This window comes from Mesorhizobium sp. M7A.F.Ca.CA.004.04.2.1, assembly GCF_004022825.1.
In the GTDB taxonomy this organism is placed as follows: domain Bacteria; phylum Pseudomonadota; class Alphaproteobacteria; order Rhizobiales; family Rhizobiaceae; genus Mesorhizobium.
On sequence record NZ_RZPH01000036.1, the window covers coordinates 1 to 14,798 of the forward strand.

Annotated in this window: 16 protein-coding genes; 11 read left to right on the forward strand and 5 right to left on the reverse strand. The window is 62.6% G+C overall.

Annotated features, from left to right (window positions below; translation table 11 throughout):
* Positions 1–230: 230 nt before the first annotated feature.
* The 7 genes from EN893_RS03345 (at position 231) to EN893_RS03375 (ending at position 8,542) form a co-directional block, all read left to right on the forward strand.
* A complete protein-coding gene (locus EN893_RS03345) occupies positions 231–1,049 on the forward strand; it encodes a glycosyltransferase family 25 protein (RefSeq protein WP_127269992.1) in 819 nt (272 codons plus the stop codon).
* A 79-nt stretch (positions 1,050–1,128) separates the two neighbouring features.
* A complete protein-coding gene (locus tag EN893_RS03350) occupies positions 1,129–3,930 on the forward strand; it encodes a [protein-PII] uridylyltransferase (protein WP_127271558.1) in 2,802 nt (933 codons plus the stop codon).
* Positions 3,931–3,976: 46 nt separating this feature from the next.
* The gene (gene murJ / locus EN893_RS03355; protein ID WP_128361400.1) at positions 3,977–5,584 is read left to right on the forward strand and encodes a murein biosynthesis integral membrane protein MurJ; all 1,608 of its coding nucleotides are present in this window, start codon (positions 3,977–3,979) and stop codon (positions 5,582–5,584) included.
* Positions 5,585–5,756: 172 nt separating this feature from the next.
* Positions 5,757–6,824 (forward strand): tryptophan--tRNA ligase, encoded by a 1,068-nt coding sequence (gene trpS, locus EN893_RS03360; RefSeq protein WP_127256391.1) that lies wholly within the window; start codon positions 5,757–5,759, stop codon positions 6,822–6,824.
* 92 nt (positions 6,825–6,916) lie between these two features.
* On the forward strand, positions 6,917–7,408 hold the full coding sequence (locus EN893_RS03365; protein WP_013528063.1) for a universal stress protein: 492 nt from the start codon (positions 6,917–6,919) through the stop codon (positions 7,406–7,408).
* Between the two features lie 156 nt (positions 7,409–7,564).
* Positions 7,565–8,134 (forward strand): NifU family protein, encoded by a 570-nt coding sequence (locus EN893_RS03370; RefSeq protein ID WP_023811631.1) that lies wholly within the window; start codon positions 7,565–7,567, stop codon positions 8,132–8,134.
* Positions 8,135–8,215: 81 nt separating this feature from the next.
* The gene (locus tag EN893_RS03375; protein ID WP_127269475.1) at positions 8,216–8,542 is read left to right on the forward strand and encodes an NIPSNAP family protein; all 327 of its coding nucleotides are present in this window, start codon (positions 8,216–8,218) and stop codon (positions 8,540–8,542) included.
* A 111-nt stretch (positions 8,543–8,653) separates the two neighbouring features.
* Here the strand turns inward: EN893_RS03375 and EN893_RS03380 are convergent, their stop codons facing one another.
* Positions 8,654–9,271 (reverse strand): L,D-transpeptidase, encoded by a 618-nt coding sequence (locus EN893_RS03380; RefSeq protein ID WP_127269476.1) that lies wholly within the window; start codon positions 9,269–9,271, stop codon positions 8,654–8,656.
* Between the two features lie 226 nt (positions 9,272–9,497).
* Here EN893_RS03380 and cueR point away from each other — a divergent pair, with 226 nt between their 5' ends.
* Together cueR and EN893_RS03390 are read left to right on the forward strand one after the other, a co-directional pair.
* A complete protein-coding gene (gene cueR, locus EN893_RS03385; RefSeq protein WP_127269477.1) occupies positions 9,498–9,920 on the forward strand; it encodes a Cu(I)-responsive transcriptional regulator in 423 nt (140 codons plus the stop codon).
* A 58-nt stretch (positions 9,921–9,978) separates the two neighbouring features.
* The gene (locus EN893_RS03390; RefSeq protein ID WP_127269478.1) at positions 9,979–10,410 is read left to right on the forward strand and encodes an OsmC family protein; all 432 of its coding nucleotides are present in this window, start codon (positions 9,979–9,981) and stop codon (positions 10,408–10,410) included.
* 146 nt (positions 10,411–10,556) lie between these two features.
* On the opposite strand, the gene EN893_RS38585 is transcribed toward EN893_RS03390, so the two are convergent.
* Positions 10,557–10,922, reverse strand: coding sequence for a hypothetical protein (locus EN893_RS38585; protein WP_164752309.1), 366 nt, complete (start codon positions 10,920–10,922; stop codon positions 10,557–10,559).
* Between the two features lie 428 nt (positions 10,923–11,350).
* Between EN893_RS38585 and EN893_RS03400 the strand changes: the two genes are divergently transcribed.
* Both EN893_RS03400 and EN893_RS03405 read left to right on the forward strand, forming a co-directional pair.
* Entirely contained in the window at positions 11,351–11,611 is a 261-nt protein-coding gene (locus EN893_RS03400) for a hypothetical protein (protein ID WP_127271563.1), read from the forward strand.
* A gap of 91 nt (positions 11,612–11,702) precedes the next feature.
* Positions 11,703–12,203, forward strand: coding sequence for an MmcB family DNA repair protein (locus EN893_RS03405; protein WP_050596738.1), 501 nt, complete (start codon positions 11,703–11,705; stop codon positions 12,201–12,203).
* 29 nt (positions 12,204–12,232) lie between these two features.
* On the opposite strand, the gene nhaA is transcribed toward EN893_RS03405, so the two are convergent.
* The 3 genes from nhaA to EN893_RS03425 all read right to left on the reverse strand — a co-directional run.
* Complete coding sequence (gene nhaA / locus EN893_RS03410; RefSeq protein WP_127271565.1) at positions 12,233–13,429, reverse strand: Na+/H+ antiporter NhaA; 1,197 nt, start codon at positions 13,427–13,429, stop codon at positions 12,233–12,235.
* Between the two features lie 296 nt (positions 13,430–13,725).
* On the reverse strand, positions 13,726–14,289 hold the full coding sequence (locus EN893_RS03420) for an ActR/PrrA/RegA family redox response regulator transcription factor (protein WP_013528072.1): 564 nt from the start codon (positions 14,287–14,289) through the stop codon (positions 13,726–13,728).
* 85 nt (positions 14,290–14,374) lie between these two features.
* Positions 14,375–14,798, reverse strand: a 424-nt coding sequence (locus tag EN893_RS03425) for an ATP-binding protein (RefSeq protein WP_164900703.1), incomplete at its 5' end; no start/stop codon positions are given.

Consider the following 14,798-nt stretch of genomic DNA (forward strand, 5'->3'; position numbering starts at 1 on the left):
GCAGCAGCTACCATGCGCGTGATGATCGTGATCGGAATGCGTCATTCGAAAATGCCTCGATGGGTCGGTGTGTGACGCGGAGATAGGGCTTCCAGTAACTGGAAGGTCAAGGGCTGTTTCGACTTTCTTTTCCGGTCGACGGCGCGTCCATCCTCCCCAAAAAAAGTATCACGCGGCAACACCACGCCTGCTAGAGAGCGAGCGTCCCGGGGGTGAGATTTTCTTTGGCAATGAAGCGTCTGGTCATCAATCTCGATCGGTCTCCCGATCGCCTTGCCCGTGTGACGGCGGAGTTTGTCCGCATCGGCGTCCCATTCGAACGCGTTCAGGCCATCGACGCACGGGATCGGCCGGACCTGGACCAGCTGCCACAAAATGTCGGATATCGGAACAGGCTGCCATTGACTGACGGCGAGATCGCCTGCCTGCTCAGTCACCGGGCCTGCTGGGCCGCCATCGCGCAAGGCGACGCTCGCTACGGGGCAATCTTCGAGGACGACATCGTCTTTGCCGCGAAAGCCGGCGCATTGCTTCGCGACAGCGACTGGATTCCAGCCGATGCCGAAGTCGTCAAGCTCGAAAGCTATTTTTGCAAGACCGTGATCCGACGCAAGCGCATTGCCATCGGTCACGGCTTTTCCACATCCAAACTCGACGCCGGACATATAGGAACCGCCGGCTACATCATCTCCAGGCAAACCGCGCTCGACCTGATCAAGGCCACAGAGGAGATCGGCATCGCTGTCGACGACCTTGTCTTCAACCCCGAGTTTTCGGTTTTGCGAGGCGAGACGATCTATCAGCTTGTTCCTGCGCTCTGCGCACAAGATCAGTTCCTTGGCGACAGGGCGCTCCAATTGCCAAGCCTGCTCAGGGAAAAGCGCGATATCCAGTGCGCCGCCGGGACCGGGAGACGCAGAAAGACAGCCATAGCGAAGGTAAAAGCCGAGGCTCGGCGAATAGGCAAGCGCATTGCCGATTTCTGTCGACTGAAGCGGAGAATGGTCATTCCATTTACTTATCCGAGCCAGAGCTCAGCCGGGTCTTGAACCGGCTTTCAACGCCCCATACCCAGCGCCGCGAAAACGCGCTATAGACGCCGCCGAAACGGCAAGGCCGGCTGGGTATATGGCAAGAATCTCCCTGAAGCTCGACGAATTGATCGACGGCGAAGCCTTGCGCCGCGAGATGACCGCGCTGACCGCGGCCACGGCGGGCGACGGCTCCGGGCAGGTCGCGCGCAATGGCGTGCTCCAACTGCTCAAGGGACGACTGGCGGAAGGGCGCGCCATTGCCGAACGCATGCTGATGGACGATGGCGGCGGCAGCGCCTGCGCGGCGCGGCTGTCGCACCTCATGGACGAGATCATCCGGGCGCTTTACGATTTCGCCGTCACCCATGTCTACCGGGTCAAGAACCCGTCTTCGGCGGAGCGCATGGCCGTTGTCGCTGTCGGCGGCTACGGCCGTGGAACGCTGGCGCCCGGATCCGACATCGACCTTCTGTTCCTGCTGCCCTACAAGCAGACGCCGTGGGGCGAACAGACAGTCGAATACATGCTCTACATGCTGTGGGACCTGGGGCTGAAGGTCGGCCACGCCACCCGTAACATCGACGAATGCCTGCGCCTGTCGCGCACCGATGTCACCATTCGCACCTCGATCCTCGAAGCACGTTTCCTGTGGGGCGAGGAAAAGCTCTATGATGAACTGATGCTGCGGTTCGACCATGAGGTGGTGCGCACGACCGGCCCCGAATATGTCCAGGCCAAGCTTGCCGAACGCGATGACCGCCATGCCAAGGCCGGCGAAAGCCGCTATCTGGTCGAGCCCAACGTCAAGGACGGCAAGGGCGGCCTGCGCGACCTGCAGACGCTGTTTTGGATCGGCAAATATTTCTATCGGGTGCGCACCGGTGAGGAACTGGTCGACAAGGGCGTCTTCACCGAGGGCGAATACCGCGAGTTCCAGAAGGCCGAGGATTTCCTGTGGGCGGTACGCTGCCACATGCATTTCCTCACCGGCAAGGCCGAAGAGCGGTTGCATTTCGACATCCAGCGCGAGATCGCCGAACGGCTCGGCTACACCACACACCCCGGCCTGTCGGCGGTCGAGCGCTTCATGAAGCACTACTTTCTCGTTGCCAAGGACGTCGGCGACCTGACCCGCATCTTCTGCGCCGCGCTCGAGGAGGAGCAGGCCAAGCACGTACCTGGCTTCAACCGCATCTTCCTGACTTTCTCCAGGCGCAAGCGCAAGCTGGCCGGTACTTCCGACTTCATTGTCGACAACCACCGCATCAACATCGCCGACGACCAGGTGTTCGAGCGCGATCCGGTCAATCTGCTCAGGCTGTTCTGGTTCGCCGACAAGCACGGTCTGGAATTCCACCCTGACGCGCTGAAGCTGCTGACCCGTTCGCTCGGCCTGGTCAACAAGTCGCTGCGGCGCGACGAGGAGGCCAACCGGCTGTTCCTCGACATATTGACCTCGGATCGCAATGCCGAACTCAATCTGCGTCGCATGAACGAAGCCGGACTGCTCGGCAGGCTGATCCCGGATTTCGGCAAGATCGTCGCCATGATGCAGTTCTCGATGTACCACCACTACACGGTGGACGAGCATCTGATCCGCTGCATCGGCGTGCTGGCCGAGATCGAGCGCGGCGACGGCGAAAAGGTCCACCCCTTGTCGCACACGCTGATGCCGGGCCTGAAGAAGAGCCGCGAGGCGCTCTATGTCGCCGTACTGCTGCACGACATCGCCAAAGGCAGGCCGGAGGACCATTCCGAGGCCGGGGCCAGGATCGCCCGTCGCATCTGCCCGCATATGGGGCTGTCGCCTGCCGATACCGAAACCGTGGCCTGGCTGGTCGAGAACCACCTCGTGATGTCGATGACGGCGCAGACCCGCGACCTCAACGACCGCAAGACCATCGAGGATTTTGCCGCGATCGTGCAGTCGGTCGAGCGGCTGAAGCTGCTTTTGATCCTCACCGTCTGCGACATCAGGGGCGTCGGACCCGGTGTCTGGAACGGCTGGAAGGGCCAGCTGCTGCGCACGCTCTACTACGAGACCGAATTGCTGCTGACCGGCGGGTTTTCGGAAGTGTCGCGCGCGCAGCGCACGGCGGCGGCGCGCGAGCGCCTGGCCGAGGCGCTTGCCGACTGGCCGGACAAAGCCCGCAAGCGCTATGTCGGCCAACACTACGAGAATTACCTTTTGACCGTCGATCTCGCAGACCAGTTGCGCCATGCCGAGTTCATCCGCGAAGCCGACGTGTCAGGCAACAAGCTTGCCACCATGGTCAAGACCCACCAGTTCGAGGCGGTGACCGAAATCACCGTGCTGGCGCAGGACCACCCCCGTCTGCTCTCGGTCATCGCCGGGGCTTGCGCCGGAGCCGGCGGCAACATTGTCGACGCGCAGATCTTCACGACGTCGGATGGCCGCGCCCTCGACACGATCCTGATCAGCAGAGAATTCGATCGCGACGAGGATGAGCGCCGGCGTGCCGAGCGTGTCGGCCGGCTGATCGAGGACGTGCTGTCGGGCAAGAGCTGGCTGCCGGAAATGATCGAGAAGCGCACCAAGCCGCGGCGCGGCTCCAAGGTGTTCAAGATCCCGCCGCGCGCCGAAATCCGCAACACGCTGTCGAACCGTTTTTCGGTCATCGAGGTCGAGGGCCTCGACCGGCCGGGACTGCTGTCGGAGATCACCGGAACGCTTTCCGACCTGTCGCTCGACATCGCATCGGCCCACATCACCACCTTCGGCGAAAAGGTCATCGACACTTTCTATGTCACCGATCTCACTGGCCAGAAGATAGACAGCCCGGCCCGCATCGCCACCATCCGCAATCGGCTGATGGCAACGCTCGAAGGCATCGTGCCCGAACGCGGCGGCAAGTCCAGGGCGGCGGCCGAGTGACAACGACCATCACTTCGTCCCAATTTCGCAGGCAGTTCCCAAAAGCATGAGCCTCGTCAAGAAATTCGCAACGGTCGCTTCCGGCACGCTGATGAGCCGCGCGCTCGGTTTCGGCCGCGAGATGCTGATGGCCGCCGCACTCGGTACCGGACCGGTCGCCGATGCCTTCAACGCCGCTTTCCAGTTTCCCAACACCTTTCGCCGGCTGTTTGCCGAAGGCGCCTTCAACGCCGCCTTCGTGCCGCTGTTCGCCAAGGAGATCGAGACCCACGGTACCGAAGGCGCCAAGCGCTTTTCCGAGGAAGTGTTCGGCGTGCTGTTCACGGCGCTGCTGGCGCTGACGATCATCATGGAACTGTCGATGCCGCTGATCGTGCGCTATCTGGTGGCGCCGGGTTTTGCCGGCACGCCGGGGAAGTTCGACACCACGGTGACGCTGGCGACGATCATGTTTCCCTATCTGATCTGCATGTCGCTGGGCGCGATGATGGCGGGCATGCTGAATTCGCTGCGCCGCTATTTCGCCGCCGCGGTGGCACCGGTGTTCCTCAACATCATCCTGATCGGCGTGCTCGCCTATGCCTGGTATAAGGGCTCGGATGCCCTCACCGTCGGCTACGGGCTGTCCTGGGGCGTGCTTGCCGCCGGACTGGTGCAACTGGCGATCGTCTGGGTGGCGGTGCGCCACGCCGGCATCTCGATCGGCTTCCGCCGGCCGAAAATGACGCCCGCGGTCAAGCGGCTGCTGATCCTGGCGCTGCCGGCGGCCATCACCGGCGGCATCACCCAGATCAACCAGCTGATCGGCACGGCGATCGCCTCGGCGCAGAACAGCGCGGTATCCTCGCTCGCCTATGCCGACCGCATCTACCAGTTGCCGCTCGGCGTGGTCGGTGTTGCGGTGGCGATCGTGCTGTTGCCCGAATTGTCGCGGGCGCTGAAGTCGGGCAATCTGATCGAGGCGGCCAATCTGCAGAACCGCTCGGTCGAGTTCACGCTGTTCCTTACCCTGCCGGCAGCCGCGGCACTCTGGGTGATGTCGGAGCCGATCGTGCGGCTGGTCTATGAGCGCGGCGCATTCGCCGCCAACGGCTCGACGCCGACGGTGGCGGCGATCCTGGCGATCTTCGGCCTCGGCCTGCCGGCCTTCGTCCTGATCAAGGCGTTCACCCCAGGCTATTTCGCCCGCGAGGACACGCGCACGCCGATGATCTTTGCCGCCATCTCGGTGGCGGTGAACGTCACCACGGCGCTGACGCTGTTTCCACGGATGGGCGCGCCCGGCATCGCGGTGGCCTCGGCCGTCGCCGGCTGGGTCAACGCGGTGATGCTGGTCGGCGTCTTGATCCGGCGCGGCCATTGGGGGCGCGACGTGCCGCTGATGAAGCGCATTCCACGGCTGGTGCTGTCGGCGGCCGTAATGGGGGCGGCACTCTATTTTGCCGAGCACTGGTTCGCCGTCAGGCTAGGGCCGGGCTCGCCGCTGGTGGTCAAGGCGACGACGCTGCTGTCGCTGGTTGCCGGCGGAGCGCTGCTTTATTTCATCACCGCCTTCGCCACAGGCGGTGCCGATTTCGGCATGATCCGACGCAACGTCAAGCGGGGATCGGGCAAGTCGGCGCCACCGGTCGCAAAGACCGACCTGGACGAGTAGAGCGCCCGACACGCCCGCAGCGCCGTCTTGATCGCAGCGCCGTCTTCGTCCATAAGCGCGCCGTCGCAAGACTTTCGCCGCGCGCGGTTTCCAGCCGCGCGATTGGCTCCGAAAAGTCTGCAACTTTTCGGAATCACGCTTATACGGCCCTCCACAAGCCATGAGGACAATCATGACCGCCTTCAAGCCACTCGTCTTTTCCGGTGTCCAGCCGACCGGCAATCTGCATCTCGGCAACTATCTCGGCGCCATCAAGAAATTCGTTGCCCTGCAGGACACCTCCGATTGCATCTATTGCGTCGTCGACCTGCATTCGCTGACAGCCCAACTCGTTTATGAAGACCTAGCCGATCAGACGCGGTCGATCACCGCTGCGTTCCTGGCCTCGGGCATCGACCCGAAGAAGCACATCGTCTTCAACCAGTCGCGGGTCATGCAGCACGCCGAGCTCGCCTGGATCTTCAATTGCGTGGCGCGCATCGGCTGGATGAACCGCATGACGCAGTTCAAGGACAAGGCCGGCAAGGATCGCGAGAACGCCTCGCTCGGCCTGCTTGCCTATCCTTCGCTGATGGCTGCCGACATCCTGCTCTACCGTGCCACCCACGTGCCGGTGGGCGAGGACCAGAAGCAGCATCTGGAACTCACCCGCGACATCGCGCAGAAATTCAACAACGACTTCTCCGACCGCATCGCGGCCCTTGGCGTCGGCGTCGAGATGCAGGTCGGCGAAGAGACCGTCAACGGCTATTTCCCGCTGACCGAGCCGGTCATCGGCGGGCCGGCGGCGCGCATCATGTCGCTGCGCGACGGCTCCAAGAAAATGTCCAAATCGGACCCGTCGGATTTGTCGCGCATCAACCTGACCGACGATGCCGACGACATCTCGAAGAAGATCCGCAAGGCCAAGACCGACCCGGAAGCGTTGCCGAGCGAGCTGGACGGCCTGGCCGGCCGGCCCGAGGCGGAGAACCTGGTCGGCATCTATGCGGGTCTCGCCGAGATATCGAAGGCGGATGTACTCAAGGAATTCGCCGGCCAGCAGTTTTCCGTGTTCAAGCCGGCCTTGGCCGATCTTGCAGTGGAAAAACTGGCGCCGATCGCCAGCGAGATGCGCCGCATTTCGGATGACCGCGCCTATGTCGACGCGGTGCTCAAGGATGGCGGCGAGCGCGCCGGCGTGCTGGCCGAAGCGACGATGAAGACGGTGCGCGACATTATCGGCCTGCTGCAGGGCTGATCGCGACATCGGGTGCACTGGCACAAGGCCGGCGGCTTGCCGCCGGTCCCCCGCAGTGGCAGATTGCGCCGCAAGACACCGAGTAGATAGACATGGTCTCCAAACGCCTCAGCCGCGAAGCCGGCCATCGCAGGAAATTCCTGACGATCATCGACGACACGCCGGAATGCGAGCGCGCCGTCGCCTACGCCTCGAAACGGGCGCAGAGCACCAGCGGCACGCTGGTGCTGCTCTATGTCATCGTGCCGGACGATTTCCAGCATTGGCTGGGTGTCGAGAAGATCATGCGCGAGGAAGCCAACGCCACGGCGCGCGCCGCGCTCGACAGCTATGCCAACAAGGTGCGCCAGAAGCTCGGCATCGAGCCCGAGATGGTGGTGCGCGAAGGCAAGCCGACGGAAGAGATCCACAAATTGATCGAGGAAGACCAGGACATCGCCATCCTGGTGCTGGCCGCCGGTGCGGGCAAGGAAGGCCCGGGGCCACTGGTCGGCGCCGTGGCCGGCAAGGGTGCCGCCTTCCCGATCCCGGTGACTGTCGTGCCGCAGAACCTGTCGGACGAGGAAATCGACAGCCTGGCCTGAGATTCTGCTCTTCAGGTGATGCCGGTCCGATGATGGGCGCGGAAAAACATTCCGCCAGCCAGCTGTTCCGACGATGCGTTTCGCTTGAATGTCCAGCCAATTGAGCCTATTTAGAATTGTTCCAAACTAGATGCCCAAACGGGCACGGAGACGGCCATGTTCATCCAGACCGAATCGACGCCAAACCCGGCGACGCTGAAATTCCTGCCCGGCAAGGAAGTGCTTCTGGAAGGCACCGCCGATTTCCGCGATGCCGACAGCGCCGCCGTTGCCTCGCCGCTGGCCGGCCGGCTGTTCGAAATTCCTGGCGTCACCGGCGTTTTCTTCGGCTATGACTTCATCACCGTGACCAAGGATGGCCCCGACTGGCAGCATTTGAAGCCGGCGATCCTCGGCGCCATCATGGAGCATTTCATGTCCGGCGCGCCCGTCATGGCCAAGGCCGGCCCGGCCGCCGAGACCAGCCAGACCGGTGAGTTCTACGACAAAGCCGACGAGGAGCTGGTCATCACCATCAAGGAACTGCTCGATACACGGGTGCGTCCGGCGGTCGCCCAGGATGGCGGCGACATCACCTTCCGCGGCTTCGAGAATGGCACGGTGTTCCTGCACATGAAGGGCGCATGCGCCGGCTGCCCGTCATCGACGGCGACGCTGAAGCACGGCATCCAGAACCTTCTGCGCCATTTCGTGCCGGAAGTGCAGCAGGTCGAACAGGTCTCCTGACGCCCCTTTGATGATTCTACCCCACTGACCATCTGGTCCGATTTCTTCGCTTCCGGCGCATCGATCAGAAGGAACTCCAAAGTGATCTACGAACTTCGGGTTTACCGGGCTTTGCCGGGACGCTTGCCGGCGCTTCTTGATCGCTTCGACAAGATCACCCTCAAATTATGGGAAAAGCACGGTATCCGCCAAGCGGGTTTCTTTACCACGCTGATCGGTGCTTCGAACAACGACCTGACCTACATGCTGGCATGGGAATCGCTGGCCGAACGCGAAGAGCGCTGGACGGCGTTCGTGAAGGACCCGGCCTGGACACAGGCGCGGGAAGATTCCGAGCGTGACGGCCAGATCACCGAGACAATCACCAACCAAATCTTGGCTCCCACCTCGTTCTCGGCGGTGTCCTGACCACCGAGCAGGCGTCGCATCGCGCAAACAACAAAAAACCGGGCCGAATTGCCCGGTTTTCTGCTTGGGACGTCCGTTGTTGCCTAGACGGTCCGCGTACGAAAACTGCCTCTAGAGAACGATGACCTTGGCGCCGACCGAGGCGCGGTCATAGAGGTCGATAATGTCCTGATTCATCAGGCGGATGCAGCCAGACGACATCGCCTTGCCGATCGAATTCCACTCCGGGCTGCCATGCAGGCGATAGCCTGAATCACCGCCCTTGTTGAACAGGTACATGGCGCGCGCGCCGAGCGGGTTCTTCAGGCCCGGCTGCATGCCGCCGGCAAACTTTTCCAATTCCGGCTGGCGCTGGATCATCTGCCTCGGCGGCGTCCAGGTCGGCCATTCGCGCTTGAGCGCAATGTGGGCGGTGCCATGCCACTCGAAGCCCTCGCGGCCGACGCCGATGCCGTAGCGAATGGCCCTTCCGTCGCCCTCGATGAAGTAGAGGAACTTGTTCTGCGTATCGACGATGATCGTGCCCGGCTTTTCCGGGCTGTCGTAGTTCACTTCCTGCCGATGGTACTTCATCGGCACTTTCTCGATCGGGATGCGCGGCAGCTGATAACCTGCGTCGGTGACCGCGCCGTAGTTGTTGGAGAATATCTGCGAGCCGATGGTGCTGCAACCGGCGATAGCAGTGGAGAGCGCCAGTGCGGCGATGATTGCAAACGACTTCATGCGCATCAGGTGATCCGGTGCCCCGCCCAACTTCGGCGGCACGAGTCGGCCGCTCTCTCATCATCATTCATGCTGGCATTTGCTTTGCTTGCCAAGCGCGCGATGCCTATATGCCTGCCTTGACGTACCGGTAAGCGTATCACTATGGCATTTTGGCAACAGGACTCACAGGATTGTGAAGCAAATTCAAGGGGCCTGCTCCATGGGCTCCTGGAAATCGAGGAGAACCGTCATGAATGTCGGTGACGCCGCCCACCGCTCCGGCCTGCCGGCCAAGACCATCCGCTACTATGAAGAGATCGGCCTGATCGCCCCGGCGCGCGCCGCCAACGGCTACCGCGATTATTCCGGAGACGACATCCACCGGCTGGCCTTCCTGCGCCGCGCGCGCAATCTCGGCTTTTCCATCGACGATTGCCGCCAGTTGATGGCGCTTTACCAGGATCGCAGCCGCGCCAGCCAGAACGTGCGCGAAATTGCCGCCGCCCATGTCACGGCGATCGAGGAGAAAGTGCGCGAGCTGCAGTCGATGCGCTCGACGCTGCAGAAACTGATCCATGCCTGCCACGGCGACGAAAGGCCGGATTGTCCGATCCTTGATGACATGGCGGGGGCGGCGTTGCCCAGCGACAAGGTCGCCTCTGCGCCTGCATAATGACTCTACGTCGACGAGGCCCGACGCCTGGTCGACTCCTGCCGGGAGGACATCCGCAATGGTCTCGATGACCGTCGAACTGCGCAATGTGGAGGACACGCAAGCCGCCATGGGCTGGGCCGGCGGCCACACGATCATCGTCGACCGGCCCGAAGGCAAGGCCGGCGGCATGGGCCTGTGCTTCAATGGCGGCCAACTGCTCGCCCTGGCGATCGGCGGCTGCTTCTGCAACGACCTTCGCTACGTCGCCGAGGAAATGGGTGTAACGCTCAACAAGATCGCGGTGACCGTCACGCTGAACCTCGAAGGCAAGCCTTTGCTCGCGACCTCGTCAATCATGAAGGTTTCATGCACGACACTGGACGGCTCCGACCCGGCGGAGATCATCACAAGGGCCGCGGCGATTTCCACGGTCAGCAACTCCCTGCGCCAGGGCGTGCCGGTGAGCATTGAAACGGACGCAACGGCGACCGGCTTGTCGGAGGAATGATCCCTGGGAACAGGCGCATTTGGCCGCGTGGATTGTCAGAGACCGCTAAAAAGATCCGCCGCCGGCACGGCAGGGGGATTGACCCAATTTTCTTCGGCATCTGGGCGCGTCAATCTGCCGCTCTATGTCTTCCCTTGTCGCAATGATCAACGATGGAGGTTGGCATGGATCGGCGATTGTTTCTGACTGGAATGCTTGGGCTTGCAGGGGCTGCGACCGTCGTCGCAATCGCGCGTCCTGCCACCGCCCTGGCCGGCATCCCTGATACGGGGCCCGGCATTCTCGATGAGCTCGACAAACCATCCGACGACATTCTCGGCCCGGATGGTCCCGATGTTCAGGACGGCGTCGAGTTCGTGCGGCACCGCAGATGGCACCGCCGCCGTCGCCGACGCGGGTGGAGGCGGGTTTGCCGTCGCTATTGGCGCAATGGTTCTTGGCGCCGCAGATGTTTCCGCAGATCCTTCTGGATCCACTTCTGACGGGATCACCAAACGCGAAGGCTCCGGCATCCGCCGGAGCCTTCGCTATCGCTGCGGGCTTGAATCCAATCGGCAAAAAAGGCCCGCCGCCCCTCGGCAGCGGGCAGGTCCTGGAGTGCCGGGGGATCAACCCGGCATGGGATCAACGAGCGGATCACCGGTTGGTTGCAGGGATCGGCCCGGTAGCCTTCCTTTGGGTGGACCGCCACCGGGCCTGACCGGAGCGGGGTGTATTGGGGGAGCCCCGGCTGCTTCCAAAATATCACCTTTCACTTAAATTAGCTTTAGCTAATTTACAGAAAGCCATGCGCCACCCGCAGATGGGTTGCGCCTTCACGGAAATGTCGAAGTGACGTCTCCCTGCTTATGCAATTCGACATTCGCGGAACTGAAGCGGTTGCATCTGACTTTGGTTGGTAACGCGCAAAGACTTTTTTCTGCTATCTTAGGGTTACTAAATGGAAATTGATCGGCGCGGCATATCAAGTCGATTCGCGCTGACGATCTCTTTGTTTTTCGAGGAACTGCTTGGCGTGTTCCGCCCAATCAGCCGCCGTGACTTTATGCTCCCGAACGGACTTTCTGAAAGCCTTGCGCAGAGCGTCAAGGTCAAAGGCCCATACTTGTTGGCCTTCTTTAGTGTTCGATTTTGCGTCACCCGTCCCCATGGAAGCGACGGTACGCACCGCAAACTCAATCTTTCAAGGATCAATGCCTGACTTCTTTTGGGTATATCCGGGTATATCGAATATACAATCGTCTGCATAAAACAGGTTCAAACCGTGAACAAAATCTGGCATGGTGCCTGGCATGCCGATCATCTCCCCCATCCTCATCAATCCTCTCATCGACGGCCGCCAGTCCGAACGCGCCATGCTGGTGCGGCGCGGCGTACAGCGGCTGCTCATGGATATGGGCGCACATGTGTTGCCCGAACTGTCGCTGGCCACGGGCCGCCGCGCCGACCTCGTCGCGCTGACCCGGCAGGGCGATATCTGGATCATCGAGATCAAATCCTCGATCGAGGATTTCAGGGTCGACCGCAAATGGCCCGACTACCGGCTGCATTCCGACCGCTTCTTCTTCGCCACCCATCCCGGCGTGCCCTCGGAGATATTTCCCCAGGAGTGCGGCTTCATCCTCTCCGACGGCTACGGCGCCGAGATCCTGCGCGATGCGCCCGAGCACCGCATGGCAGCGGCAACGCGCAAAGCGCTGATGCTGCGGATCGCGCGGGCCGGCGCTTCGCGGCTGCTGGCGGCAGAGCTTGCCGGCGTGTCGGTGCCGGCGCTGGAGGGTGAGAGCGAGTAGCGATTGTCCCCCAAGTCCTAAGACTGCCTCTACTCTTCACCGTCCTCCACGCCACCCCTGGCGGGCGCCATGAGCAGCACGGCAGCGCCCAGGATAGCGGCGATGAAGGAACCGGCGAGGATGCCGACCTTGACCGCGTCCTGCAGCGCCACGTCGCCGGCGAAGGCGAGCAGGCCGATGAACAGGCTCATGGTGAAGCCGATGCCGCACAGCAGCGATATGCCGATCATGTGCGTCCAGCCTGCATTGGCTGGCAGGTCGGCAAGACCGAGCCGGATGGCAAGGGCCGAGGAGCCGAACACGCCGACCAACTTGCCGACCACCAGGCCGGCGGCGACACCCAGCGTCAACGGCTCGATCAGCGCACTGACGCTGAGACCGGCGAGCGAAACGCCGGCATTGGCAAAGCCAAAGATCGGGATGACGACGAAGGCCACAATCTTGTGCAGGCCGTGCTCGAGCCGGTGCAGGGGCGAACGGTCGAGATCGTGGCCGATCCCGGCGGAACGCTCAAGCGGGATGGTCAGCGCCAGCGCCACGCCGGCGAGCGTGGCATGGACGCCGGATTTCAGAACCAGCACCCACAGGATGACGCCGAGCACGAGATAGGGAACCAGCGTCATCACCCGCATGCGGTTGAGCACGACAAGCGCGGCAATGACGGCGAAGGCAGCACCCAGATAAGCCAGCGAAAGGCCGCTGGTGTAGAAGATGGCGATGATAATGACGGCACCGAGGTCGTCGATGATGGCAAGGGCTGTGAGGAACACCTTCAGCGAAGCCGGCACGCGGCTGCCGAGCAGCGACAGCACGCCGAGCGCGAAAGCGATATCGGTGGCGGTCGGGATCGCCCAGCCGGACAGGGCGGCCGCATTGTTGCGGTTGACGGCGACATAGACGAGTGCCGGAACCAGCATGCCGCCGGCGGCGGCGATGCCGGGCAGCACGCGCCGGGGCCAGGTGGAGAGCTGGCCGTCCAGCATCTCGCGCTTGATCTCCAGTCCGACGAGCAGGAAGAACACCGCCATCAGCCCGTCATTGACCCAATGCGAGACACTGAGCGGGCCGAGATAGGCGTGGAGGGCGGAGAAATAGGTTTCGGCGAGCGGCGAATTGGCGACGATCAGGGCCAGTGCCGCCGCCACCATCAGGATGATGCCGCCGGCCGCTTCGCTATCGAGGAATTCGCGGAAGACGGAAACCGGCCGCTGCTTCAGATCCTGCATGTCGCCTCCGTTAAGCCGCCTGTTTGGCGGGCTTCATTGTCCAAGCGCTAGCGCCGCCCCTCACCTGCCTGCCGGCATCCTCTCCCCGTATAGTGACGGGGAGAGGGACGCTGTCATTTATGATTTCGCCAATCACCAACGTTACAGAAATTACGCCTAGGTGCGGCTAGCCACTTCTCCCCGTCACTATACGGGGAGAAGTGCCCGGCAGGGCGATGAGGGGCGGCGCTGACTTCGGCGATTGGGCTCTCTCCGCCGCTGGTTACAAACTTGGCCCCAAGCGACACCCTGCGATCCTAACGCGGCGCGCGCTTGGCCAGTATGCGCTGCAAGGTGCGGCGGTGCATGTTGAGCCGGCGCGCTGTCTCGGAGACGTTGCGCTCGCACATCTCATAGACGCGCTGGATATGCTCCCAACGGACGCGGTCGGCCGACATCGGGTTTTCAGGCGGCGCCGCGCGCTCGCCGGCGGTGCGGGTGAGTGCAGCGAAGATATCATCGGCGTCGGCGGGCTTGGAGAGATAATCGACCGCACCGAGCTTCACCGCGGTCACCGCGGTGGCGATGTTGCCATAGCCGGTCAGGATGATGGTGCGGGAATCCTCGCGCTTTTCGCGGATGGCCGCGACCACGTCGAGGCCGTTGCCGTCGCCGAGCCGCATGTCGACTACAGCGTAGGCGGGTGGATTGGCGCGCGCCTTGGCAACCGCCTCCTCGACGCTCTCGGCCGTCTCGACCACGAAGCCCCTGGCTTCCATGGCGCGGGCCAGACGCGTGAGGAACGGCTTGTCGTCATCGACGACAAGCAGCGAGGTGTCCTCGCCTTCAACCATTGCGCCAATATTCTCGTCGCCTGTCATAGTCTCAAAATTCCTGCTGCCTTAATTTTACGCAAATATAGTTCCTGAGCCCGATTGTCCAATTTTTAGAGGTCCTTCAAGGCTCTCAGGCGGTGTCGAACATGCTGGCCGAAGTGATTTCCGGATTGAGGAACACACCACGCGGCCACGATATCTGTACCATGGCGCCCTCGCCCAGGCCGCTGGAATTGCGGAAATCGAGCACGGCACCGGAGCGTTCGAGCAGGGTCTTGGCGATGAACAGGCCGAGGCCCAGACCGCCGCCGGTTTCATTGCCCTGGCGCGTCGACATATAGGGCTCGCCGATGCGGTCGATGATCTCGGCCGGAAAGCCGGGGCCGTCATCGATGATCGAGAAGGTGACGGTGGCCTCGTCCCAGCTCCAGTGCACGGTGACGCTTTTGCGGGCGAAATCGACGGCGTTCTCGACCAAATTGCCGAGGCCGTAGATGACGCCCGGATTGCGCCGCCCGACCGGCTCGGGGCCGCTGCGTTCGCCGGGCCGAAGC